The 25,095-nt window shown below is 58.1% G+C and carries 18 protein-coding genes, 1 other RNA gene and 1 pseudogene; 16 read left to right on the top strand and 4 right to left on the bottom strand.

Going from position 1 to position 25,095, the window contains the following annotated elements; genetic code table 11:
- Positions 1 to 157 precede the first annotated feature (157 nt).
- Entirely contained in the window at positions 158 to 1,201 is a 1,044-nt protein-coding gene (locus MUN84_RS15420; protein ID WP_244694900.1) for a UDP-glucose--hexose-1-phosphate uridylyltransferase, read from the top strand.
- A 173-nt stretch (positions 1,202 to 1,374) separates the two neighbouring features.
- Here the strand turns inward: MUN84_RS15420 and MUN84_RS15415 are convergent, their stop codons facing one another.
- From MUN84_RS15415 to MUN84_RS15405, 3 genes are all read right to left on the bottom strand, one after another.
- On the bottom strand, positions 1,375 to 2,502 hold the full coding sequence (locus tag MUN84_RS15415) for a family 43 glycosylhydrolase (protein WP_244694899.1): 1,128 nt from the start codon (positions 2,500 to 2,502) through the stop codon (positions 1,375 to 1,377).
- A 167-nt stretch (positions 2,503 to 2,669) separates the two neighbouring features.
- Positions 2,670 to 2,906 carry a hypothetical protein gene (locus MUN84_RS15410; RefSeq protein WP_244694898.1) on the bottom strand — a complete coding sequence of 79 codons (237 nt, stop codon included), beginning with the start codon at positions 2,904 to 2,906 and terminating at the stop codon, positions 2,670 to 2,672.
- Positions 2,876 to 3,556, bottom strand: coding sequence for a cellulase family glycosylhydrolase (locus MUN84_RS15405; protein ID WP_244694897.1), 681 nt, complete (start codon positions 3,554 to 3,556; stop codon positions 2,876 to 2,878). Before MUN84_RS15405 ends, MUN84_RS15410 begins: the two co-directional genes overlap by 31 nt.
- Before the next feature lie 1,063 nt (positions 3,557 to 4,619).
- Between MUN84_RS15405 and MUN84_RS15400 the strand changes: the two genes are divergently transcribed.
- The 6 genes from MUN84_RS15400 to MUN84_RS15375 all read left to right on the top strand — a co-directional run bounded on the left by MUN84_RS15400 (position 4,620) and on the right by MUN84_RS15375 (position 10,167).
- The gene (locus tag MUN84_RS15400; RefSeq protein ID WP_244694896.1) at positions 4,620 to 4,778 is read left to right on the top strand and encodes a hypothetical protein; all 159 of its coding nucleotides are present in this window, start codon (positions 4,620 to 4,622) and stop codon (positions 4,776 to 4,778) included.
- Between the two features lie 297 nt (positions 4,779 to 5,075).
- Positions 5,076 to 5,858: a family 43 glycosylhydrolase gene (locus tag MUN84_RS15395; RefSeq protein WP_244694894.1), complete on the top strand. Its 783-nt coding sequence runs from the start codon at positions 5,076 to 5,078 to the stop codon at positions 5,856 to 5,858.
- Complete coding sequence (locus tag MUN84_RS15390; protein WP_244694893.1) at positions 5,804 to 6,148, top strand: family 43 glycosylhydrolase; 345 nt, start codon at positions 5,804 to 5,806, stop codon at positions 6,146 to 6,148. The genes MUN84_RS15395 and MUN84_RS15390 overlap by 55 nt, the downstream gene beginning before the upstream one ends.
- An 84-nt stretch (positions 6,149 to 6,232) precedes the next feature.
- Entirely contained in the window at positions 6,233 to 6,592 is a 360-nt protein-coding gene (locus MUN84_RS15385) for a LacI family DNA-binding transcriptional regulator (RefSeq protein WP_244694891.1), read from the top strand.
- Positions 6,544 to 7,410: a substrate-binding domain-containing protein gene (locus MUN84_RS15380; protein WP_244694890.1), complete on the top strand. Its 867-nt coding sequence runs from the start codon at positions 6,544 to 6,546 to the stop codon at positions 7,408 to 7,410. The genes MUN84_RS15385 and MUN84_RS15380 overlap by 49 nt, the downstream gene beginning before the upstream one ends.
- Before the next feature lie 168 nt (positions 7,411 to 7,578).
- Complete coding sequence (locus MUN84_RS15375) at positions 7,579 to 10,167, top strand: PAS domain-containing protein (protein ID WP_244694889.1); 2,589 nt, start codon at positions 7,579 to 7,581, stop codon at positions 10,165 to 10,167.
- Between the two features lie 192 nt (positions 10,168 to 10,359).
- On the opposite strand, the gene ssrA is transcribed toward MUN84_RS15375, so the two are convergent.
- Positions 10,360 to 10,729, bottom strand: a transfer-messenger RNA (tmRNA) gene (ssrA, locus tag MUN84_RS15370).
- Between the two features lie 256 nt (positions 10,730 to 10,985).
- Between ssrA and dnaX the strand changes: the two genes are divergently transcribed.
- The 9 genes and pseudogenes from dnaX to MUN84_RS15320 all read left to right on the top strand — a co-directional run bounded on the left by dnaX (position 10,986) and on the right by MUN84_RS15320 (position 24,819).
- Positions 10,986 to 13,163, top strand: a complete 2,178-nt coding sequence (gene dnaX / locus MUN84_RS15365) for a DNA polymerase III subunit gamma/tau (RefSeq protein ID WP_244694888.1) — start codon at positions 10,986 to 10,988, stop codon at positions 13,161 to 13,163.
- A gap of 280 nt (positions 13,164 to 13,443) precedes the next feature.
- Positions 13,444 to 14,712, top strand: a complete 1,269-nt coding sequence (locus tag MUN84_RS15360; protein ID WP_244694887.1) for a M16 family metallopeptidase — start codon at positions 13,444 to 13,446, stop codon at positions 14,710 to 14,712.
- Positions 14,694 to 16,478, top strand: a complete 1,785-nt coding sequence (locus MUN84_RS15355; protein ID WP_244694886.1) for an insulinase family protein — start codon at positions 14,694 to 14,696, stop codon at positions 16,476 to 16,478. The genes MUN84_RS15360 and MUN84_RS15355 overlap by 19 nt, the downstream gene beginning before the upstream one ends.
- A 169-nt stretch (positions 16,479 to 16,647) precedes the next feature.
- Positions 16,648 to 17,909, top strand: a pseudogene (gene icd / locus MUN84_RS15345) (NADP-dependent isocitrate dehydrogenase).
- A gap of 829 nt (positions 17,910 to 18,738) precedes the next feature.
- On the top strand, positions 18,739 to 19,989 hold the full coding sequence (locus MUN84_RS15340) for a DNA/RNA non-specific endonuclease (RefSeq protein ID WP_244694883.1): 1,251 nt from the start codon (positions 18,739 to 18,741) through the stop codon (positions 19,987 to 19,989).
- 47 nt (positions 19,990 to 20,036) lie between these two features.
- On the top strand, positions 20,037 to 21,026 hold the full coding sequence (locus MUN84_RS15335) for a hypothetical protein (protein ID WP_244694881.1): 990 nt from the start codon (positions 20,037 to 20,039) through the stop codon (positions 21,024 to 21,026).
- A 35-nt stretch (positions 21,027 to 21,061) separates the two neighbouring features.
- Positions 21,062 to 21,313, top strand: coding sequence for a hypothetical protein (locus MUN84_RS15330; protein ID WP_244694880.1), 252 nt, complete (start codon positions 21,062 to 21,064; stop codon positions 21,311 to 21,313).
- A 35-nt stretch (positions 21,314 to 21,348) separates the two neighbouring features.
- Positions 21,349 to 24,351, top strand: coding sequence for a T9SS type A sorting domain-containing protein (locus MUN84_RS15325; RefSeq protein WP_244694879.1), 3,003 nt, complete (start codon positions 21,349 to 21,351; stop codon positions 24,349 to 24,351).
- Between the two features lie 168 nt (positions 24,352 to 24,519).
- Positions 24,520 to 24,819, top strand: a complete 300-nt coding sequence (locus tag MUN84_RS15320) for a DUF3817 domain-containing protein (RefSeq protein WP_244694878.1) — start codon at positions 24,520 to 24,522, stop codon at positions 24,817 to 24,819.
- Positions 24,820 to 25,095: the final 276 nt, after the last annotated feature.

Genomic DNA, 25,095 nt, shown 5'->3' with positions numbered 1-25,095 from the left:
CCGCATCTGGCTGGGTCTGGAGCAGCCTTAGCGCGGCGCCCGTAAGGCGGCTGCACGACCAGGAACACCCAAAAACCGTTAGAGTGAGCTGCGAACCTGTTTCGCAGAGAATTTCTCCTGAACTGGCACTCTGGTTTCTCACTTTTTGACTTTTCGCATGGCCTCATTTGACCTCGCCCAGCAGCCCCACCGTCGTTTTAACCCACTTACTGGCGAGTGGCTGCTCGTGTCGCCGCACCGGGCACTGCGGCCCTGGCAGGGCCAGCAGGAAGCGCCCGACCGCACCCAGCGTCCCGCTTACGACCCAACCTGCTACCTCTGCGCCGGCAATACCCGCGCGAACGGGGCAGTGAACCCGGCCTACACGGGCACCTTCGTATTCGACAATGACTTCGCTGCCCTTACCCCGATGCTCCGGCCGGTACAGTGGAGGTTGGGGGCTACTGCGAGCCGAAGCCGAATCAGGGGTAGGACGGGTTATCTGCTTCTCCCGCGCCACGACTTGACCCTGCCGGAAATGAATACGGCTGAAATTCGAGGGGTAGTGGACGTGTGGGCTGAAGAGTTTGCGAGCCTGGGCGCCCGCCCAGATATCAACTACGTACAGATTTTCGAGAACAAGGGTCAGGTGATGGGCTGCTCTAATCCGCACCCGCACGGGCAGATCTGGGCCCAGCGCACCGTGCCCGGCGACCCGGCCAAGGAAACCGTGCAGCAGCACGCTTACTTCCAGCAACATGGCCGCAGTCTGCTTGCCGACTACCTCGACATTGAGCTGAAAGAGCAGCAACGGATAGTGCTGGAAAACGAGCATTTCGTGGTGCTGGTGCCGTTCTGGGCCGCCTGGCCCTTCGAGACGCTGGTGCTGCCGCGCCGCGCTGTACAGGACGTAACTCAGCTCACGGACGCGGAGCGCGACAGTTTCGCGGATGCCATCCGCCGCCTCACCATTCGCTACGACAACCTGTTCCAGACCTCCTTCCCCTACTCAGCGGGCCTGCACCAGCGCCCCACCGACGGGCAGGAGCATCCGGCGTGGCACCTGCACATGCACTTCTTCCCGCCCCTGCTACGCTCGGCCACCGTGCGCAAGTTCATGGTGGGCTACGAGCTGCTGGCCAACCCCCAGCGCGACATCACCCCGAGTACGCCGCCCAGCGCCTACGCGAGCTACCGGAGGTACATTATAAGGAAACAATAGCGCAGGAAGGAGTGTAAACGGGCAGCTCAATTGTACTGACCGCGCCATCTGTTTTGCTCTGGCATTGGAGTACATCTTACGTCATGCTCTTTTGCATAATGCTCGTTTCCCATGATAGCCAAAAGCCTATCATTCTGATTTCATGGAAGATGCTACCACGCCTAATCGAGCTGTTAGTGCAGTGTCGTCCTAACGTGACGAGCAGAACGCGTAGTAGCCCACACGACAACGCCCCGCCAGTTTACATGGCGGGGCGTTGTCGTGTTGCAGGCTTTCTTACTCGCCCGAAGGGCGGGCCAAGAGCTGGCCGGGTGGTACTGGCTTGCCAAAGTTGGGCGTACCATCGGGTTCCAGGTGAAGGGCTGGGCCCGGGGCGAGCGAAACCTGCCGCACCCCTGGCCGGGCTCGTCGTTGGCATGGTAAAGAATCCAGTCCTGCGTGCCATCCGGCGACTTGAAGAAGGAGTTATGACCGGGCGCGTACACCTTAGCCGCCGGGTCCTGCTGAAACACCGGCACCGGCGACTTAGCCCAGGAACCGGGCTGGAGCAGGTCGCTGTCGGCGGAAGCTGTGAGCATGCCCAGGGCGTAGAAATCGGTCCAGCAGCCGCTGGCGGAGTAAATGAGCACCAGTTTGTTGCCGTGGCGCAGTACCTCGGGGCCTTCGTTTACATCGACGTGGGGCGGGTCCTGGGGATTGTTTAAGTCGCCGTTTCGCTCCCAGCTATACACCGGCGTCGAAACCTTGAGGCGCGGGCCGTCCACGGTCCAGGGGTTTTTCAGCCGGGCCAGATAAATGTCCTGGCGACCATTTTCGTCCCCTTCCCACCCCGACCACACGAAATAAAGCTGACCGTTGTTCTCGAACACGGAGCCATCAATAGCCCATTTGTTGGTGATGTCTCGCACTTGGCCTTTGTCAATCCAGGTGCCTTCTAAGGGGTCCGCGGAGCTGTTCTCCAGCACCCAAAGCCGGTGCGTTTGGTTGGTACCCGCGTCGGCGGCGTAGTACAGGTACCACTTGTTACCGATGCGGTGCAACTCCGGAGCCCAGATGTCGCGGGAGTTGGGGCCGGTGGCGGGCGGCGTCCAGACTACTTTGTGCGGGGCCGTTTTCAGCTGGCTTAGAGACGTGGTTTTCCAGAGCGTGATGTTGCGGCCCGTGGTGTGGGTGTAGTAATAGTAGCCCTCGTGGTAGATGCTCCACGGATCGGCCCGGAAGGTAGCAGGGGTTAGAAAAGGCAGTAGCCGAGGTCGTCTGCTGAGCCCAGGCTGGGGCGGCCAGCAGTAGCATGAGGCCAAGCAGCCATCCGAAGTAAGGTTTCTTCATAGAACTCAAAGCAGAAGAGCAGGTCACGTTAGCGCTACGCTGCCAAGGAAGCAAAAGGAACAACGCCCAGCGTTACTAAATAAGCACGTCCTGCTTCGGCGGCGCTCAGCAGCACGTGCTTGTGAAGAGCACAAAAAGCCTACCGGCCATTGAGCTTCTTGATTAAATCGGTTTCGTTTGGGTGGTAGGGCGTGCCGTCGCGACGGAAGACCTCGTGGAACCACTCTACTGGCTCGCCCCCATCGGCAATGGGTACCTCCCACTGGTACTTCGTGTTGGTTTTGCCATCGACGAGGCCCCAGTTGATGGCGCCCACGTTCTGCTTTTTAAGCAGGGGCAGAATGGTCACGAAGCGAGAGTTGCGGGGCCGGGCCATGTACTCGGTGCAAATAAGGGGCGGCCGTGGGTTTCCAGCAGCTCAATCACGCGTTGGTGAGCAGCTACATCGTCGTAGTTATGGTAGGTAATAACGTCAGAGTGCAGGGCTTGGTACTTGTTCAAGGCTTCAAAATCCCAGTTCCAGAGGCCCACACTCAGGGGCTGGGCTGGGTTCACCTCGCGGGCCCAGGCAAACACGTTGCGTACCAAGGGCAGGGAGGAAGTTAGCTTGCCATTGTTGCCGGGCTCATTGTACAAGTCCCAGAGCAGTACCCGCTTATCGGTGGCGAAGCTGCGCATTACATCCTGCACGTAGGGCTTGAGTTTCACGAAAGTAGCCGAGTCGCGGGAGGCGGGGTCGCCGGGGTCCTGCAGCCACCCCGAGTTGTGAATGCCGGGCTTGGGCGCCGGCTGGGGGCCAATTTTCGACTCTTTGTTCCAGCAGTCATCGAAGAACACCAGAATGGTTTGGATACGGTGCTTGTCGGCCAGGCCGAGGTAGGTATTCAGGCGCTCCTTGAAGCCCTTAGGATCCTGCTGCCAGGCCAGGCTGTGCAAAAACACGCGCATGGTATTAAAGCCGATACCCTCAGCCCAGCCCAACTCCCGGTCGATGGTAGTGGGGTCGAAGGTGTCGGCCTGCCACATTTCCAACTGGTTGATGGCGGTGCTGGGGGTGAAGTTGGCCCCGTCATCCAGGGGTGAGCCTTATACCAGGCAGTAGCTTTTTCAGCCGACCAGCGCCGGTCTTGCAGAGCGACCGTGGCGGCCGGTCCCTTGGCCTTGATTTTGGTTTTCTGCGCAAAGGAGCCAGTAGTAGCACCGAGTAGCAGCAGAAAGAGCAACAGCTTCTTCATGCGGAAGTGGGAATTGGGAGAGGAAGTAGAAAGCGAAATGTAAAACGAATGCCCGGCAGCAGATGACCTCGTAAAGCAGCTAGCTTATCACTAGAGAGCTTAAGCTGGAGTTATTGCAAAAACACGGCACCTCGAAGTTGGAGAAGAAGTTGTCGTGGCTCTACACAAAGAGTAGGGCGCGGACTGTACTACTAACACACCTACCGCTGGAAGCTGCTTTAACCTAGCGGCCGGCAGATAGAGTAGCGGCCGTTGATATAGTGCAGCCCTGGTTTGGCGTGTGCTTCATGGGTATAGTGGTAATTAGTTGGAAAGAATTGGACTGGAGAGGTACTTAGGTGTGATAGTAACAAGGCACTTCACAACTCTCAAAACCCGCAGATGCAAACGTTTGCATATGTTGGTTATCATAACCTGAATCATAGGCATAAGCTGATCCGAAGTCATAGGATAACTTATTTGAAAAGAGAAAATAATACAAGCTGACGAAGATTAGCCAGGCGTCATAGTGCTAAGGTATACAGCAATTCTTGTTTACCTCCAATTCTTACGGTTATTTATCTACTTGGTAGCAGGAAAATAGAACTGCAAGAAGTAGTACCTAGCACATATTGGCTAGGACTGGACATTAAACACAATTCACTTTTGTATTCTGTATCATGCAAACGTTTGCAGGTTTATCCGCATCTTGAGACTTGGTTCCTGCGCTACTTACTCCCGCTTCTACTCCTACCCTGCTATGACCCATATCTTATGCCACCTGCTTCTGCTGCTGTTGCTCAGCCTGCCAGGCTCTACCTGAGCCCAAAAATTCAATAACCTCGGTATAGAGCTAGGTAACCCATACCGTTTCTGTGATGCTAAAACCTGGCGCCACAACAGCCGCTATCTGCCCCGGCAAGACGATGTGGCCTCCGTGGCTTACTGGTACCAAACCGAGCCCCACGCCCCTTCCCACTCTACCTTCCAAGGATGACTTGGAAGTAAACCTCGGCCCGGCCCCGCTAGGCTAGTTTGCGGGCCTGCGCCGTGGTAGGCAGCTACTTTGTTATGATACTAACAAAACAACTGAACATGCACTCGAAGCCATGAATAGCAAGCCTGTATTCGTGCTCGACCAAACTTGCAATGTCCCGCAGCATCAAACAGATAATTCGCTTCACTCTGCAAGGTGTTCTCTGTTAGCAATTTAACACCATAGATACTCCGACTCTACGGACATCAAATCAAGCAGAACATGGTCTAGCAAAGTCAGTGCTAATACCTCCTTCTTCTATCTTAGCTTCTACTCAACCTTACTTCTTCCCAGTATGCCCTCCCGTCGTCATTTCCTGCAACAGGCTACCGCTGGCCTGGCTTCCCTCGCGCTGATGCACCAGGCCGCGGCCCAGGCGGCGGCTCGCACGTATACCAATCCGGTGTACGCCGGACAGTTTCCCGACCCATTTGTGCTGCGCCACCAGGGCCGCTACTACGCTTTTGGCACTACGGGCACGGGCCGCACCCCAGACGGCCGCATTTTCACCCTGCTCACCTCCACCAACCTAGTCGATTGGAAACAGGCTGGCGGGGCTCTCACGCCGCCCGCCGGGGCCGAGGGGGCAGATTTTTGGGCGCCCGAGGTAATATTCCACAACGGCACCTTTTACATGTACTACTCCATGGGCGGTGGGGCCATTGGGGCCACGGTGGGCCACCGCTTGCACGTGGCAACCAGCAAAACTCCGCAGGGGCCCTACACGCAAGTGGCCCTGCTGGATGTGCCGGATAGCAAGTTTACCATCGACGCCCACCCGTTTCAGGATACCGACGGGAAGTGGTACCTGTTTTACGCCCGCGACTTTATCGATTCGGACAATGGCTACCGCCCCGGCACTGGCCTAGTAGTCGACCGGCTGCTGGATATGACCCGCTTGGCTGGCGAAAGTCGCACCGTCATGCGCGCCCGTCACGACTGGACGGTGTTCGAGAAAAACCGCACTATGCCGCTGTACGGCGGCAAAACCTTCCCGAGTGGCACACCCTGGAAGGTCCGTTCATGCGCAAACGCAACGGCAAGTACTACTGCTTCTACAGCGGCGCCAACTTCCTGACTTCCCGCTACGGCGTGGATTATTGCGTGGCCGATTCCATCATGGGTCCGTACTCCGACACCGGGGCCGACAAGGGTGCCCGCGTCCTGCACGCGGTAGAGGGCCACGTACGCGGCCCAGGGCACCACTCCCACGTGCTCAGCCCCGATGGCAAAACCGAATACCTCGTTTACCACGCCTGGGACAAGGCCATGAAGGAGCGGCAGTTGTGCATCGATAAACTAGCCTGGACGGCGCAAGGCCCGCGTTGCCAGGGTCCTACCTACACGCCACAGCCCTTGCCGCGCTAAATGGGTGAGCGTGCGGCCCAAGAAAGCTGCCCCGCCTCACGCTGAAGTGGAGAAAGGTTGGATGGGCTTGTGAGTTGCTAGCTTTTGCGCAAAAACTGGATGAGGTTTGCTGCAATTGGTCAAGTATTTGCGTCAAATTTGCGCATATTGTTGTTTACCCATCTCCTTTCATTTCAATACCACGAGATTTTGGCCCGCGCAAAAGCTTCCATTTCTGATCTGGCTCAGCAGCTAGGGGTTTCCGTTTCCACCATTTCCCGGGCCCTCAGCGACCATCCTAGCATCAGCGACGCTACCAAAAAGAGGGTCTGGAAGCTGGCCAAGGAGTTGCATTACCAGCCCAACCATCTGGCCGCGGGCTTGCGCAAAGGACGTAGCAATTTGCTCGGGTTATTGTGCCGCACATTGATGGGCACTTTTTTACGCTGGTGGTTAAAGGCATAGAAACCGTAGCCACCAAGGCGGGCTTCAACGTGCTGATCTGCCAGTCGAACGAAGATGTGGCTCACGAGCGCAAAAATATCGAAACGCTGCTCAGCGCCCAGGTGGAGGGCATTCTGGTGTCATTGGCGCGTACTACCCGCGACTTCAAGCACTTCGAAAAGGTGAATAAACAGGAGATTCCGCTGGTGTTTTTTGACCGGGTGCTGGATGGGCTCAACGTTAGCGCCGTGGTCCTCGACGACCGGGAGGGCGGCTACCAATCTACCAAGCACCTAATTGCGCAAGGCTGCCGCCGGATTGCTCACTTCTGCGGGCCGCTTCATCTGAACATCTACAAGAACCGCCGGCTGGGCTACATTGATGCCCTGCTTGAGCACGGCCTACCCGTGGAAGAAAACCTCATCTTTCACTGCGACATGACGGTGGAGGATGGCGTGCGCGGCATGCAGCAGCTTCTGGCCCTCCGGCAGCGGCCAGACGCCGTGTTTTCGGCCAGCGACTTTTCCATCGTGGGAGCCTTGCAGGAGTTGAAGCGACACAACTTGCGCGTACCCCAAGACCTTGCCCTGGCTGGCTTCAGCAACGAAACCTTTACTTCCCTGACCGAGCCCATGCTGACCTCCGTGGATCAGCGCTGCGAGCAGATGGGCCAGTCAGCGGTGCGCTTGTTTTTGGAAATGCGCGAGGAGCGCGAGGCCAATTTCTCGCCCCGCCGCATTGTGCTGCCCCCGAGTTACTTATCCGGGCCTCCTCCCAGCGCCCCAAATAACGGCTGGGGTGGTTTGCCGGCCGCCATGCAGAAAGTGTTACGCAGTTGATAGCAACCCTTTGTCCTACCCTACTCCAACTGGGTTACTGCCTGAGCAGGACTTTTCCTAGGTTGTTACAGAAAGCACGAATCACGACGACAACTTTTTGCGTAAAGGCACGGTTCGTCCGCTTCCTGCTCTTGGGGCGCAGCTTCCCTTTCCGCCTTTCCCCTGCGTATGCCGCTACCTGACTCCCTGCTGCCCCTCTTTCATGCCTTGCCCGACGCCTATCTGCTGCTCTCCCCCGACCTGCGGATTGAGGCAGCCAGCGACGCCTACCTGGCCGCAGTTCTGATGGAGCGTGGCCGTTTGGTTGGGCAGCCGTTGTTCGACGTTTATCGGGCTACGGCTGATGCGCCGGACGCTGGCTTCGTGCGCGACTTGCAGGCCTCCCTGGCACAGGCCGCCGCCACGGGGCAACCCCACCAGATGGAGCGCCAGCGCTACGACGTACCCGACCCAAACCGCCCCGGCCACTTTGTGGAGCGCCACTGGGCGCCGCGTACTATTCCCATCCTCGATGAGGAAGGCCGGCTGCTGCACCTGCTGCACGTGGCGCAAGACGCAACACCCCAGATACGCCACGAGGCGCAGCTACGCTCCAGCCAGACCCGGGAGCAATCGGCCCGGGATACGGCCGAAGTTCAGGACCAACTCCTGCACAATGTGCTGCACCAGGCCCCCGTTGCCATTGCGTATTTAGAAGGCCCCGGTTACCTAATTACCCTGGCCAACGCCACCGTATGCGAGATTTGGGCCCGTACCCAGCAGCAAGTTATGGGGCTGCCCCTGCTAGAGGCCCTACCCGAGTTGCAAGGTCAAGGAATTGATGAACTGCTGGATGGCGTACGGCGCACGGGCACACCCTACGTTGGCACCGAGCTACCCGTACAGTTGCTGCGCCACGGCCACATCGAAACCATCTACTTCAACTTTGTCTACCAGCCTCAGCGCTCCGGGCAGGGAGAAATAACGGGGGTGTTGGTGGTTGCCAACGACGTCACGGAGCAGGTGATAGCCCGCCAGCAGATGGAGCAGCAGGAGCGGCACACCGCCCACCTCAACGAGGAGCTAGCCTCCATTAATGAAGAGTTGACGGCGGCTAATGAAGAAGTGCTGGCTAACAACAACGAGTTGGTTCGGGCCCAGCTTGAGCTTCAACACCTAAACCAGATACTTGAAGCCCGCGTGGCCGAGCGTACCGCCGCGCTGCTGCGGGCCCAGCAGAAAGCGGAGCATCAACAGCAGCGTCTGGAGCGGCTTTTTCAGCAAGCACCAGCCGCTATTTGCATGCTCAACGGCCCCGAGTTGGTGTACGAGCTAGTGAACCCAGCGTATCAGCAGCTGTTTCCGGGTCGCAGCCTGCTAGGCAAGCCCCTGCTCGAAGCCTTGCCTGAACTGGCGGGCCAGCGGGTTTGGCAAACTCTGCGCAAGGTTTACCAAACGGGCGTATCGCACGCGGAAATGGCCATCCGGATTCCGGTAGCCAAGTACGAAGGAGCCCCGCTGGAGGACTTCTACTTCAACTACATTCAGCAGGCCCGCTTTGATGAGCACGGCGCCATTGACGGGGTAGTAGTTTTTGCCTTTGACGTGACGGCCCAGGTGCAGGCCCAGCACGCCAGCGCCGCCACGGCCCGGCGCCTGCAGGTTCTTACTGATTCTTTGCCCGTGCTCATTGGCTACCTCGACCAGGACCGGCGCTACCAATTTGCCAACGAGGCCTACCGGGCGTGGTTTCGGCAAGATCCTGCCAAGTTACTAGGCCAACCCGTCCGCGAAATAGTGGGGGAAAAGGCCTACGCGGTAACAAAGGGCTACATGGACCGAGCCCTGGCCGGCGAGCATCTGAGCTTTGAGGCCCAAATGCCCTACCGCCAGGACTTAACCAAGCACATTCATACCAGCTACGTGCCCGATGTGCGCGAGGGTCAGGTGGTGGGTTTCTACACCCTGGTAACCGACATTACGGAACAGGTGCAGGCCCGCGAGCAGGTCCAGGCCCTGAATGAGGAACTGGCTGCCATCAACGAGGAGCTAACGGCCTCCAACGAGGAGTTAAGCGAGACCAACCAGCAGCTTACGCGCACCAACCAGGACCTCGATAATTTCGTGTACGCTGCCTCTCACGACCTCAAGCAGCCGGTGAACAACTTGGCCGGGCTGTTTGCCGAGGTGCGCCGGGGCGTAACTTTCCACGACCCCGCCGAGGAGCAGCTGCTCGTTCCGCTCATCGACGGCGCCCTGCATCAGCTCAGCGCCACCATCGACGACTTGGCGGCCCTGGGCCAGACCCAACAAGTTTCGGCCCCCACCGAAAGGGTAGCGCTGAGCCGCGTGGTAGAGGAAGTTCTCCAGACGCTAAAACCGCAGATAAAAGCCACTCAGGCCCGTATTACCACCGACTTTGAGCGTCTGCCCACCTTGAAGTACGCCCGAACTAACTTGCGTACCATCCTGCTTAATCTGCTGGGCAACTCGCTTAAGTACGCGGATCCTACCCGGCCGGCCCGCATCCAAGTCACGGCGTGGCTGGAGGCCAGTCAGCCCGTACTTATGGTTCAGGACAATGGGCTGGGCTTCGATGCGGACAAGCATGGTCCGGAGCTGTTTCAGCTTTTCCGCCGCTTTCACACCCACACGCCCGGTACCGGCGTGGGCCTTTACTTGGTTCACCGCATTGTACAGGCCCAGGGCGGCCACGTTGCGGTAGAAAGCCGGGTTGGCGAAGGCGCGACTTTCCGCGTTGCCCTGGGTCCGGCCTAGCCTGACCGGAGTTGACCCGGCTCCTGACTTCCGGCGCTTTCTTACTTCCCTCTCCCGGCCACTACGTGCTAGCACCTAGCATCATGCCCGCCCCGCTACGCGGCTTTGCAATCATAACAAAGGCGTAGTGTATTGGCAACACTGTTGGGCAGAAACTAAAAATCCCGCCCTACGATATCGTAAGGCGGGATTCAGTGGAGCTGCAGGGATTCGAACCCTGGTCCAGACAAGGAAGCCGTCGAGCTTTCTACGTGTGTATCTATGCTTGAATTTTCGAGACATTCCAGGCGCACATCAGGCCCTTGGTTTGTCCTTATCTGCTGTGGTTTCGCCTTGGAGTCGCAGCGCCCCAAGACTATCCTAATACTTACGACGCCCCGAACTCACCCGTGAAAAGGAAGACGGATGCGGGACGATGGCAATTACCTAATACCTAGATTAGGCAGCCATGGCGTAGCTATACTCGCCGGTTGTTGTTTGGACGACTTTTTAACGGGAGATTCATCCAACTCCCGACACGCTTACTCGCGACCTGCACAAGCTGTCAATTCCGGTCAGCCCCAATTTTAAAAGAACGGTTCCCACCACAAGTAGCGGGGTGCAAATGTACGCACATTAGCAGAAAAACGTTGTGCAGGGGCAAAATTGTTCCCGTTTTCACCTGTCATTCCGAGCGGAGCGAGGGATTAGAGTGCCTAAGCGGAGGTTAGCCCCGTTTGCTTCCTATGGTAGGAATAACAGTTGTATTTCCTACCGGCAACCTACCCACTTCGTCCTTCCAAACCCCGGCTTTTCGGGGTATCTTTGTGGCTAGTCGTATGGAGAATTTCGTTGTTTCAGCCCGCAAGTACCGGCCCGCCACGTTCCGCAGCGTAGTGGGGCAGCAGCACGTTACTACCACCCTGCAGAACGCCATTGTCAGCCAGCACCTGGCCCAAGCGTTCCTGTTCTGCGGGCCGCGGGGCGTGGGCAAAACCACTTGCGCCCGCATTCTGGCCAAAACCATCAACTGCGAGTTTGTGGAGGAGCACGTGCGCAAGGGCCGGCCGGTTTCGGAGCTGCTGCAAACTCAGCCTGGCATCGTGCCCGACGCTCTGCAGAAGGCCGCTGACCCCGATAATACACCCTTCGAGCTAGAGGCTTGCGGCAAGTGCTCATCCTGCCGCGCCTTTCAGGAAAACGCCTCGTTTAACGTACACGAGCTGGATGCGGCCTCCAATAACTCCGTGGAGGACATCCGCAGCCTCGTGGAACAGGTGCGCTACGCTCCCCAACAGGGCCGCTTTAAGGTGTACATCATCGACGAGGTGCACATGCTCTCGAATGCGGCCTTCAACGCCTTCCTCAAAACTCTGGAGGAGCCGCCTTCCTACGCCATTTTTATTCTGGCTACCACTGAGCGGCACAAGATTATCCCGACCATTCTTTCGCGCTGCCAGATCTTCGATTTTAACCGGATTCGGGTCGATGACATTCGCGGGCATTTGCGCTACGTAGCCACCCAGGAGCAGATTCAGGCCGAGGACGATGCCCTGCACCTACTGGCTCAGAAGGCCGACGGCGGCCTGCGCGACGCCCTGAGCATGTTCGACCAAATGGTCACGTTCTCGGGTCACAACCTGAGCTACAAAGACGTCATCCAGAACCTGCACATTCTGGATTATGAGTACTATTTCCGGCTAATAGATGCCTTGCTGACCGAAAACCTATCGGGCACGCTGCTACTGCTGGAAGAGGTAATGCAGAACGGCTTCGACCTGCACAACTTTGTGGTAGGCGCGGCCGAACACCTGCGCGGCCTGCTCGTGTGCAAGGACCCCGTGACGGTGCAGCTACTGGAAGTCTCGGACAATATCCGGCAGAAGTATGTGCAGCAGGCCCAGGCGGCCCCGCTACCCTTCCTGCTTTCGGCTTTGAACCTGGTAAGCCAGTGCGACCGGGAATTCAAGCAGGCCAAAAACCAGCGCCTGCACGTGGAGCTGATGCTCATGAAGCTGGCCTACCTCAACAGCGCCGTGCAGTTTGCCCGCGACCTGAGCGCCGCGCCGGCTGCCGCTGCCAGCACCCAACGGGCATCGTCGGATAACGGCGAGGCGAAAAAAAAAAGTAGCGTAACTACTTCTCCGGTTCCCGTCAGCAGCCCGCCTGCCCCCAATGGTAGTGCTGAAGTGCCGGCTACCCCTGCTCCTGGGGCAAGTGGCACCGCTCCGTTACCCGCAACGCCGGCACCCACCCCGGTCCCGGCCGCTAGTTCGCAGCCAAAATCAGCTCCTGCTGACCCTGAGCCAATTGTACCCATTGAAAGAGGGGTAGAAGAGTTGCATGGCACCCCCAGCATCGAGGACGAAGCGGCTACCCAAGTGCCCTTCACGCCCCAGCTCCGCGACTCGGTGCCCCACGTGGAAATTGGCAAGCCCAGCGTAGCCGGCCACGAGCCGGGCCAGCTGCCGGTTACGGCCGCTCCCCTACCCCCGCCCCGCCCCGGCATGCCCACCGGCAAACCGATAGGCCTGGGCAGCAAGTTGCCAGGCTTGGGCAACCTAGCGGCCATGAAGGCCCAGCTAGAACAGCAAGCCGCCGCCGGTAAAGCGGCCGTTGATGCAGAGCCCAGTGGGCCCGTTACGGGCCTACCAGCCATCAACGATGAGGTGCTGCAGCGGGTATGGAAAGAGCTGACCGAGGAACGGAAGGCCATCAGCATGATGCACTACAGCCTGCTGAACCGGCCAGTGCAGGCCAACGAAAACCACCTCATCATGCTCCGGGTGGACAACCCGGTGCAGGAGGACCAGTTCAATGAGTTCCGGGCCGAATTCCTGGGTGAGCTGCGCCGCCGCACTGGCTACCCTCGCCTCAACGTGCAGGCCGAGGTAGTGGAGCGCATCGAAACGGGCCGCAAGCTCTATACCTCCAACGACAAGCTGGAATACTTAATGGAGAAGTACCCCATGCTCACGGCCATGAAGCAAAAGCTAGGCCTGGACGCGGATTTTTAACCGTAAGGCGTTCCTGATAAATCAATAGAGAACTGTCATTCCGAGTGCCGCGAGGAATCTGGGCTGATCCATTGAATGGCTACCTCAGATTCCTCGCGGCGCTCGGAATGACAGTTCGTTGCTTGGCTGAATCATCTTGATCAGCAGTTCTTACAACTTCTCATACGCAAAAATCCGCACTTTGAGGCTGCAGCGGCTTCGTCAAGCTTTTTATTCCCAGGGGGGCCGCCTATCTTTGGCTTCTTGTCCTTTCTGCTTTGCTTTCCGCGCTGGCCTTCCTGTGAAAAAAAACCACTTGCTTTTGATTCCGGCCCTGGCCACCCTGGGCCTGACCCAGTGCCAAACCAGTAAGCCCACTGCCGCGGTAGCTCCTCCCACTACGGCCGCCGCGCCAGCTCCTCAGCAGAAAGAATATACCTACCAGACCGTAGAGGGCGACCCGCTGAAAGCGCGCATCTACACCCTGGACAACGGCCTGACCGTTTACCTCTCCGACTACGACGACGCCCCGCGCATCCAGACCTACCTGGCCGTGCGCGCCGGCTCCAAGAACGACCCCAGTACCGCTACCGGCCTGGCGCACTATCTGGAGCACATGGTGTTCAAGGGCACCTCCCGGCTGGGCACCCAGAACTGGGCCGCCGAGAAAGTGGAGCTAGACAAAATCGAGGCCCTCTACGAGCAGTACCGCGCCCAGCGCAACGACCCCGCTGCCCGCAAGCGCACCTACCACCAGATCGACTCGATTTCCAGCGTAGCAGCCAAGTACGCCGTGGCCAACGAGTACGACAAGGTGATGGGCGCCATTGGGGCCAAGGGCTCTAACGCCTACACCTCGGTCGAGCAGACGGTATACCAGGAGGACATTCCGAGCAACCAGCTGGAGAAATGGGCCGCCATTCAGGCCGAGCGCATGCAGGAAATGGTGCCGCGCCTGTTCCACACCGAGCTGGAGGCGGTATATGAGGAGAAAAACCGCGGTCTGGACTCCGACTTCCGCAAGGAGTTCGAGGCCATGAACAGCAGCCTGTTTCAGAAGCACGAGTACGGCACCCAGACCACCATCGGGACCATCGAGCACCTGCAGAACCCCTCCATTACCGAGATTAAGAAGTACTTCGGCCAGTACTACGTGCCGAACAACGTGGCCCTGTGCTTGAGCGGTGACCTGGACTACGACCAAACCATCCGCATCATCGACCAGTACTTCGGCAAGCTGCAGAGCAAGCCGGTGCCGGCCTTTACTGCCGCCCAGGAAGCGCCCATTACGGCGCCTATTGTGAAGGAAGTGCTGGGCCCCGATGCCGAAAATGTAATGGTCGGGTTCCGCTTTCCCGGCACGGCCACCCGCGACGCGCTGGTGTTGCGCATGGTAGATAAAATACTGAGCAACGGGCAGGCCGGCCTCATCGACCTGGACCTGAACCAGAAGCAGGCCGTACTGAGCGCCGCCTCGTTCACGGACCTCAACAACGATTACTCCACCCACATCCTGTACGCTACCCCCGCCAAGGCCAGAGCCTTAATCAGGTGCGCGACCTGCTACTGAGCGAGCTGAACAAAGTAAAGAAGGGTGATTTTCCGGAGTGGTTAATTCCGGCCATTATCAACAACGAGCAGCTGCAGCGCACCAAGAGCTACGAGAGCAACGAGGCCCGCGCCGGCGCTTTCGTGGCGGCTTTCGTGGCCCGCGAGGACTGGAAAGACTACCTCAAGCAGTTCGACGACTTCGCCACCATCACAAAGGAAGAAGTGATGCGCGTGGCCAACCAGTACTACGGCCCCGGCTACGCCCTGGTGTACAAGCGCACCGGTAAAGACCCGAACACGGTGAAAGTGGTGAAGCCCGCTATTACGCCCGTGCCGGTGAACCGCGAAGCGGCCTCCGACTTTTACAAGCAGGTCACCACCATGACCTCGCCGGAGCTGCAGCCGGTGTTCCTGGATTACAAAAAGGACATCCAGGAAACGAAGCTGGCCTCGGGCCTACCGGTGTACTACACCCACAACGCCGAGAACAACCTCTTCAACCTATACTATGTGCTCGATCTGGGCACGAACCACGACCCCAAGCTGGGCCTCGCTACCGACTACCTGCAGTATTTGGGCACCGGTAAGTACAACGCCGCTCAACTCCAGCAGGAGTTCTACAAGCTCGGCTGCTCCTTCTCGGTGAGCAGTGGCCAGGACCGCACCTTCGTTAGCCTCTCGGGCCTCGACACCAACTTTGAAGCAGCCCTGCAGCTGTTTGAAAGCCTATTGGCCGCGCCTAAGCCTGATGCTGCGGCCCTTAAGAACATGGTGGCCGGCGTGCTCAAAGCCCGTCAGGATGCTAAACTCAACAAAGGCGTGATTCTGAACCAGGCGCTGGTAAACTATGCCAAGTACGGCCAGAGAAACCCCTTCACCAGTCAGCTGAGCGAGAAAGAGCTAAAGGCCCTAAAGCCCGAGCAGCTCACCGCCCTCATCCAGAAGCTCCCGACCTACCAGCACCGCGTGCTGTACTATGGGCCGCGTAAGGCCGATGCTAATGAGCCAGCAGTAATTAAAGGCGACCAAACGCAGAAACCCGAAAATCGGGCGGTAATGCCAGGCTTACTCTGGTCACTGAATCAGTTGCACAAAACGCCCGCCAAGCTCACACCCGTACCGGCTAACAAGGACTTTGCCGAGCAACCGATGACGGACCGCAAAGTGTACTGGGTGGACTATAACATGGTGCAGGCCGAAATCTTGTTCCTGAGCAAAGGACCCGTGTTTGACAAAGGTCTGCTGCCGACGACCAGCCTCTACAACGAGTATTTTGGGGGTAGCATGGGGAGCATTGTGTTCCAAGAACTGCGCGAGTCAAAGGCGCTGGCGTACTCGGCTTCCTCGCGGTTTGCCTCGGCCGATAAGGTAGGGCGCAGCTCCTACAACCTCAGCTACATTGGCACCCAGAGCGACAAGCTGCCCGAGGCCATGGCCGGCATGAACACCCTGCTCAACGACATGCCCGTGGCCGAAGCCAACCTGCAGATTGCCAAGCAAAGCATCCGCAATAGCATTGCCACCGAGCGCATCACCAAGTCCGACATCCTGTTCAGCTACGAGCGCGCCAAGCGCCTCGGCCTCGACTACGATGTGCGCCGCGACGTGTACGAGCAGACCTCTAACATGAGCTTCCAGGACCTGCAGAAATTCCAGCAGGCCCGCGTGAAAGGCCAGCCCCAAACTATTCTGGTTATCGGTTCCAAAGACCGCCTCAACTTTAAGGAGTTGGCCAAGTACGGCCAGGTCCAGCAACTCACGCTGAAAGAAATCTTCGGCTATTAGTGTCCCATGTGAACGTCATGCTGAACGGAGCCGAAGCATCTCTCCCGCTTCGTTGTTAGACCTTCTGATTATTAGAGGTAGAGATGCTTCGGCAAGCTCAGCATGACGGCCAGATGACTTTTTCTACTCAACCACAACAACCCTAAGTACCCAAAGTACCTTTTCAACAATGGCAGAGAAAATCACCATCAAGAACGGCAAGCTGAATGTGCCGGACCAACCTATCATCCCGTTCATCGAAGGCGACGGCACGGGTCCGGACATCTGGGCGGCTTCCGTCCGCGTATTCGACGCGGCCGTAGAGAAAGCCTACGGTGGTTCGCGCAAGCTGGAGTGGAAGGAAGTAATGGCCGGCGAGAAGTCGTTCAAGCAGACTGGTAACTGGCTGCCCAACGAAACCCTGGATGCTTTCCGCGACTACCTCGTGGGCATCAAAGGCCCCTCACTACTCCCGTGGGTGGTGGTATCCGTTCCCTGAACGTGGCCCTGCGCCAGGAGCTGGACCTGTACGCCTGCGTGCGTCCGGTACGGTGGTTTGAAGGCGTTCCGTCGCCGGTGAAGCAGCCGAACCTGACCGACATGGTCATCTTCCGCGAAAACACCGAGGACATCTACGCCGGCATCGAGTACATGAACGGCACGCCCCAGGCTCAGAAAATGCTGGAATTCCTGCAGGATGAGATGGGCGTGAAGAAAATCCGCTTCCCCGAGTCGTCTTCGTTCGGCATTAAGCCCGTTTCGAAAGAGGGCACTGAGCGTCTGGTGCGCGCTGCTATTCAGTACGCCATTGATAACAACAAGCCTTCGGTGACCATTGTACACAAAGGCAACATCATGAAGTTCACTGAGGGTGCCTTCAAAACCTGGGGTTACGAGCTGGCGGAGCGTGAGTTCGGCGACAAAGTGTACACCTGGGCTCAGTACGACAAGGTAGCCGCTAAGCAAGGTCAGGAAGTAGCCGACGCTCAGCAGAAAGCGGCGCTGGAAAGCGGCAAGATCCTGGTGAAGGACAGCATTGCCGATGCTTTCCTGCAGCAGATCCTGCTCCGCCCCGCCGACTACTCGGTAGTGGCTACCCTGAACCTCAACGGCGACTATATCTCCGACGCCCTGGCGGCCATCGTGGGTGGTATCGGCATTGCGCCCGGTGCCAACATCAACTACGTAACCGGCCACGCCATCTTCGAAGCTACCCACGGCACCGCGCCCAAGTACGCCGGCCTCGACAAAGTGAACCCCGGCTCGGTTATCCTGTCGGGTGCTCTGATGCTGGAGCACCTGGGCTGGCAGGAAGCGGCCGACCTGATCTACAAAGGCCTGGAAGCCGCCATTGCCTCGAAGCGCGTAACCTACGACTTCGAGCGTCTGATGGACGGTGCTACCCTGCTGAAGTGCAGCGAGTTCGGCGACGAGATTATCAGCCGGATGTAGTAGCTTGGCACTAGCCAATTAAACCACACAACCCCGCGTTGGCTGCAAGGCCGGCGCGGGGTTGTGTGGTTTAATTGATTAAGTCAAGAGTGTATTCTTACATTACAGCAAGTAAGCATACCGAATAGGCGCAACTACATTCCTGTATGTACCTTACTTACCAACTACAGCTGCGTTTGTGTAGCATTCAACAGCACTCAAATTTGCTTACCCACAACCATACTGAGTTAGTGGCGTGCAAACCATTCACTTCCTGAAGCCCCGGTTGTCCCTGCAGCCGGGGCTTCGTCTTTTCAGATAACAGGTCGCGTGTAAGGTAACGACCGTGCGAGTAGTGCGAGGGCAGGCCCTACCATCACATCTTGAAGGTATGTGAGGCAGCATCCAATTACTGACGGCTCCCTAGGTGCAGTAATGGTCTCTAGAACAGACAGGAGGATGTACTAAGTAAGGCACCATGCATAATTCAATAATTTTGCACTATTCCTTTTAATTATATCAATTATATTACAGTAGAACTATATAGACTCAACTCCCTTTTAAACGGCTTGAGCCAGTGTTGTTAGCGGTAATGATGGTTTGACGTACTAGAATATCCTGCAGGGGCGTAGCGTTACTCAAAACTCATATGTTGCACTATTTACATATATTATATTTATGCCCGCATTTTGTTAACAATTTGGAAATAAGTTAGTCCTAAAACAGGCTTATTTTTGCGGATCTGTTGGGCCTGTGGTTTCATCCGGAACTTGTTTTCTTGTTTTCTTCTTGCGGGTATATGCCAAAAATTTTACGACGTGCTTTGCACGCTTGGTTGCTATTGCCGTGCATGGCGCTTCAACCTCTTCTGGCTGCGGCCAACGTTCAAGAACCTTTTGACACTGGCACCAAGCCGGCCTACCCTGCTGGCACTGTAAGCCTTACCTCTGGCGACTGGATTCTGACGGATGCCGTGCTCGGCAGCGCGGAGGCCGACCGTAAAAATGGAGCGCAAGCCGTACGCCTGCAGCAGAACGGAACGCTCAGCATGGCCTTCTTCCTGCCTAATGGCGCCAATACAGTAACCGTGCAGCACGCCATTTATGGCACCGACGCCAGCAGCAGCTGGGAGCTGTGGGCGCAATCGGAGGCCTGCAACTGCAACAAGTGGACGAAGGTGGGCAACACCGTATTCACGACCACTGCTACGCTACAAACGGCGGCCTTTACGGTGAATATTCCGGGCAAGGTGAAGTTTGAGATTCGGAAAACGTCGGGTGGGGCGGCTCGCCTGAATCTGGACGATTTTGCCGTTACTGACTACGGCGTTGCCCAGCCCTCCCTCGACAACGATCACCTGGCCCTGGGCAACCCTAGCGGCGCTACCGCCGACCCCAGCTACCCAAACAACTACCTGTTGCTCAAGCCCCAATTTGCCGTGGGCTACAACCGCGACCAGGGCAAGCCCAACTGGGTGAGCTGGCACCTCGACATCTCGGACCGTGGTAGCAGCGACCGGCAGGACGACTTCCGCAACGATACCTCCCTACCCCAGGGGTGGTACCAGGTGCAAAGCACCAGCTACTCGGGTTCGGGCTTCGACCGGGGCCATAACTGCCCCAGCGCCGACCGCACTTCTTCGGATGAAAACAACTCGGCTACCTTCCTAATGACCAACATGATGCCCCAGGCCCCGCAAAACAACCAGGGGCCCTGGGCTACGCTGGAAGGCTACGCGCGTACCTTTTTACCCAACAATGAGGTGTACATCGTTTGCGGCAGCTACGGGGTAGGCGGCACCGGCAGCAACGGCGGCCTGACTACTACCCTCGACCAGGGCCGCCTTACGGTGCCTAACCGCACCTGGAAGGTGATTGTGGTTCTACCCGTGGGCGACAATGATGTGGCCCGCATTACGGCCGCTACCCGCGTCATTGCCGTGGATATGCCCAACATCAACACCCTGAATCAGGACTGGAGCACCTACCGCACGACCGTGGACGCCATTGAGGCCGCCACTGGCTACGACCTGCTCTCGAAGCTCCCGATAGAAGTACAGACGGCCATCGAATCGAAGGTTGATGCCGGCCCGGTCCTGTAGTCTTCAGTCCTACTTTCTCATTGATTTTGCGGCGTTTCCGTCACTATATGAATTACATTTCTAAGCAGCACCACGTTGCCGGGCGGGTAAGAAAGCTGATGACTGGGCTTCTGACAGGCCTAGCAACAGCAGGACTCCTAACCACTGCTACCACCGCGCAGGCGCAACTCATTCTAACCAACGCCACACCGGTTACCGAAACCTTTGACGGCCAGGGCAACGCCGCGGGTGCCGTTCCGGCAGGCTTTGTGCTGGCGGCCGGCACAACGAACATCAACTACTTCAACGCGGCCAATGTGGCCGTTACTACCCGGGCTAGCGGCACTGTAGCCCCCGGCGCCCTGGCTAGCAACTCCGCCGGCGCGGCCTACAATTTTGGCAACGGCACCACGGCTACAGCCACCGACCGGGCCTTGGGTTTCCTGTCTTCTGGTAGCTACTTGGCGCCGCGCCACTTGCTGCTAGCCGTGCGCAACAACACGGGCGCTACCATTACGGAGCTGGCCGTGGCCTATGACGTGGAGAAGTACCGCACTGGTACCAACCCCTTCGAGTGGCAGTTCTACACCAGTCCCGATGGCGCTACCTGGACTCCTCAAACCAGCCTGACGATAACCTACGGCTCCGATGGCGCCAATGCGGTTGTCAATCCGCCGAGCAGCACATCCAAGAGCACAGTCCTGAGCGACCTGAACCTAGCCAACGGGGCGACTACCTACCTACGCTGGTCGTACGTGGGCACCCTGGGCAGTGGCAACGCCCAGGCCTTGGGCCTCGACAACCTCAGCCTTACCCCTACCCTCTCGGGCACCGCTAACCCAGCGCCAGCCGCAACTATTACCACTGGCAGCGTGCCCACCGCCGCTTTCTGCGTGACGAGCACGGTGGGTAGCACTGCTTTTCCTGTGGCCTATACCAGCAGCGGCACTTACACTGGCAGCTACAAAGTGCAGCTTTCTGATGCCAACGGCGTTTTCGCGGCTAGCACTACTACAGGCATCATCGGACGGGCACTAGCTCGCCGATTTCGGCTGTAATTCCGGCCGGTACGCCTAGCGGTAGCGGCTACCGCTTGCGGGTGCTGAACGATGCGCCGGCTACCTTCGGCTCCGATAATGGCGCTAACCTGAGCGTTAGCCTGACGCCGGAAGCCAGCTCCGTTACCGTTTTTCCCGCTTCCGTTCAGACGCTGCCAGTTGACGGCACGGGGGCCACGCTTACCGCCTCGGGGCCGCTGGCGCTACGTTCGCCTGGCAGTACGGCACCAGCGACACCGGGCCCTATACTAGCATTGGGGGCGCAACCTCAGCAACGTATCAGCTGAAAGGCAGTGATTTCCCGAGCGCCGGAAGCTACTTTGTGGTGGCGCGGGCTACCGTTACTACCTCCTGCGGCACGGTAAGCAGCGTTAGTGCACCCGTTGCCGTAACGGTAGCAGCGCCAGTGGTTCCGCCGGGTGTACAAGTTTCGCAGTCCAGCCTACCTGCATTTGGCGCCGTGGAAGTTGGCGCGGGTAGCCAGCCAAAAAGCTTCACGGTGAGTGGCAGCAACCTGACCAGCAGTCTTACCATTACGCCCCCGGCAGGCTTTGAAATTCGGACCGGCAACAGCCCGTTTGCCTGCTGTGCCATTGTGCTGGAGCCGGTGGGCGGCACCGTGCCCAGCACCACCATCGACGTTCGGTTTGCCCCTACCACTACTCAGGCAGCGCAGGCGTCTATTCCGGTTGCTACCGCTGGCCTACCGGAGCAAGCCGTAACGGTTTCCGGGACGGGCAGAGTAGCTACCTACCCCGTTACCCTGAGCACGACGGCAGTTTCTGGCCTTACGCCTACCAGCGCCACAACCGGCGGTAGCGTGGTTTCTGATGGTGGTAGCGCCATTACGGCCCGCGGCGTAGTGTGGTCGAAAACGGCCAACCCCGTGCTGGGCATCACCAAAACCGAGGATGGCGCTGGCACGGAGGCTTTCACGAGCACCATCAGCAACCTACTGCCCGGCACTACTTATTTCGTGCGGGCCTATGCCACCAACGCGGCCGGTACTGCCTACGGCGAGGAGCTTTCCTTTACAACGGTTACAGTGCCGTTGGCTCCCGAGCCCACCGTTGCCGGCACACTTACTGCCAGCCAAGTAACCACTACCTCGCTGCAACTGACCCTAGCTGGCGACAACGCCACCAAGCGCCTGGTAGTAGCCCGCCTGGGCAGCGCCGTTGATGCTGAGCCCGTTGATGCCGTTACCTATGCCGCTGACGCCGCGTTTGGCGCCGGCAAGCAGCTAGGCAAGGGCAATTACGTGGTGTATAATGGCACCGGCACTAACGTTACGGTCACGAATTTGCGGCCGAATACGCCATACTATTTCACCGTTTTCGCCTTCAACGACAACGGCACGCCCTACGCCGAGAACTACCTGACAACCACACCCGGCACTCTCACCCAGACCACGCCTGCAGTTCCGGTAGCCCTGTTGCTGGAAGAAAACTTCGAGTACACGTCTGCGTCTTTGCTGACCGCCAACTACTGGTCGGCCCACAGTGGCGCGGGTTCCAAGCCAGTGGCAGTAACGGCAAGTGGCCTTTCCTACCCCAACTACAGCACCGGAACTGGTAAGGCCGCAGCCCTGACCGCCAGCGGCGAAGACGTAAACCGTTCCTTCGAGCCCGTGTATGGCCGCACGCCGGTGTACGCCTCCTTCCTGGTGAACGTCTCCAACGTTTCCGCTGCCGGCGACTACTTCTTCCACTTAGGCCCGAAAGTTATTGGTACCACGTTCCGCAGCCGCGTGTTTGTGCGCAAAACAGCGACGGGCAAGCTGCAATTTGGTATTAGTGGCTCCGGCGCCGCTACCTACGCTCCGGGAGAATACGAGCTAAACACGACCCACTTGGTGGTGGTGAAGTACTCGTTTGATGAGACCGGCAGCGTCAGTCAGCTGTTCCTCAACCCTACCACTACCCTTGCGGAGCCAGCTACAGCCTCGGCCAGCTCCACTGAAACCGGCACCACTCCCGCCGCCCCCAACGACAACATCGGTTCCGTGGCTTTGCGCCAGGGCTCGGCTTCACCGGCGCTGGTAGTTGATGGCATACGCGTGGGTACCTCGTACCGGGCCGTGAAAACCGGCGTGGCCTGCACCGACCCGGAGCTGACCGTGCCCACCCTGGCTACGGTGCAAACCAGCGCTACGGAATGTGGTGCTCCGGTGGCGTTTGTCGCAACGGCTACCGGCGTTCCGGCGGCTCCCATTACCTATTCTATTGTGAAGGATGGCGTTGCTACTCCCATTACTTCGCCCTACTTCTTTCCGGTAGGGACAACCACCGTTACGGCTAGCGTTACAAACCCCTGCGGTACTGACACCAAGACATTTGTGGTGACCGTAGAAGACAAGCAAGCCCCCATTGTACAGACGCAAAACTTAACGGTAGCCCTCAACGCCGGCTCTGCCACCATCACGGCCGACCAGGTGAACAACGGCAGCTCCGATGCCTGTGGCATTGCGTCGATGGTGCTAAGCCAAACGGCGTTTAGCTGCGAGAACATAGGAGCCAACACCGTAACCCTGACCGTGACTGATACGCACGGCAACATCGCTAGCCACACGGCTACCGTAACGGTTACCGGCACGGTACCAACACCCGCTATTGCCATCATTCCGGCTTCTAAAGTGTACACCGGCGGCGTGGCTTCTACCCTCTACTTGGGTTACGGACCGCAAAGCGCAACGCTTGCCGCATCGGGCGGCGACAGCTACAGCTGGAGCCCAGCGGCTGGCCTCAGCAATGCGGCTAGTGCCAACCCCGTGTTCACGGCCCAAACGGCTGGTACGTTCACGTACACGGTCACCGTGACTTCTGCTTCCGGCTGCACGGCCACCAAGAGCATAACCCTGCGCGTAGTGGATGCCCGCTGCGGCAACAAGAACGATATGGTGAGCGTGTGCCACAACGGCAAGGCCCTCTGCCTTTCCGACAATGCCGTAGCGGTACACCTTGCCCACGGCGACCAGCTTGGCGACTGCACAACCGCTTCGCTAACAGCTACGAGCACTTCTTCGGCTCAGTTGGCCGAGGCGGCCGAGCTTGCCACTACCCTGGAGCCGGTGTTCGAGGCTTACCCTAACCCCTTCACCGAACGCACTGTCATTCGCTTCCGGGCTGGCAGCACGGGTCCGGCCCAGCTGCAGCTCTACAACCCGCTTGGCCAACTAGTGAAAACGTACTACAACGCCACCGCTCAGCGCGGCCAGGTGTACGAGTTTACGGTAGAAGGCACCAACCTCACGTCGGGCCTCTACATCAGCAAGCTGCTACTCGACGGCAAAGTGCAAACCTTGCGCATATTGCTTAATAAGTAGCTTTTCGGGGTTACTTCACAAACAAAAGGGAAGCTCGTTAGGGCTTCCCTTTTGTTTGTGAAGTAACCGTTGGCTGCCGCACAGCTGCGTTACCTGCCTCCCTAGGCAGTGCCACTATTGCCTTAGCCGACCGCAGCGTAACTTGCCACTTCATTGATAGTTCATCCTATGCTTTCTTCGTTGCTACGCACTTCGTTAGGCCGCTTACGCGCGGTGGGTTTCCTAGAGGGAGTTTCCTTCCTGGTGCTGCTGGGCATTGCTATGCCGCTGAAATACTTTTTCGGGCAGCCGGCGGCAGTGCGCATCGTGGGCATGGCTCACGGGGTGCTTTTTGTGGCCTACGTGCTGCTGGTGCTACAGGTGAGCCTGGAGCGGAGCTGGTCGTGGCGGAAGGCCCTGTTGGCCCTAGCCCTTTCGCTGGTACCGTTTGGCACGTTCTGGGCCGACATGAAGCTGTTTCGGGAGTAGCGCTGTAGTGCCTGCCCCTTGCTATATGCCACCAAAAAAGGCAGCTGTTCCTGGCAGGAACGGCTGCCTTTTTGCTGTTGACCTAGTCCACTATCTGCCTTCTGAACCCATCAAATAGGCAAATAAAAATATCTTTATTCGTCTGGGCAGTTTATTAAACTTATAATATATAAGCACTTTTAATAAAAATAATACATCTGTTGTGGTATAGTTTTGAATTATTGATACTACTTTGCTCGCATTATGGAAGAAAGTGTTTGACTTTCTTGATGTCCC

Origin of the sequence: Hymenobacter sp. 5516J-16 (genome assembly GCF_022919335.1) — a bacterium.
Classification (GTDB): domain Bacteria; phylum Bacteroidota; class Bacteroidia; order Cytophagales; family Hymenobacteraceae; genus Hymenobacter; species Hymenobacter sublimis.
This window is presented reverse-complemented; position numbering and strand designations above follow the sequence as displayed.